This window comes from Streptomyces bobili (assembly GCF_002154575.1).
Lineage (GTDB): Bacteria > Actinomycetota > Actinomycetes > Streptomycetales > Streptomycetaceae > Streptomyces > Streptomyces bobili.
The window spans coordinates 1-285 of record NZ_MUBA01000793.1 but is presented as its reverse complement, the minus strand read 5'-3'; the positions used below and the strand labels follow the sequence as shown (position 1 = coordinate 285).

Annotated in this window: 1 pseudogene; it reads right to left on the bottom strand. The window is 76.8% G+C overall.

What is annotated here, in order from left to right:
- Positions 1–285: pseudogene (locus BZL64_RS41745) on the bottom strand (AAA family ATPase); the annotation flags it as partial.

The window sequence follows — 285 nt, the reverse complement described above, 5'->3', positions numbered from 1 at the left end:
ACCCGGCCGATGTGGTGGGCGAGGCCGGCGTGCTCGCCGCCGGTTCCCTCGGCGAAGTCGAGCCGGCCGAAGAAGAGGGGCCCGTCGGGGAGTTCGCGCAGGGCCTTGGCCTGACTGCGCAGCCGGTGTCCGAGGACCTCGGCGTCGGCACCGGAGGCGGAGACGTCCTCGCCGGTGACGACCTGGAGGTCGGCGCCCGCGCGCATCGCGGCGAGCGCGGCGCGGCAGGCGTCGTGATGGGCGCGTTCCCGGCGGAGGGAGTCGCGGAGGGGGTCGGCGGGATCC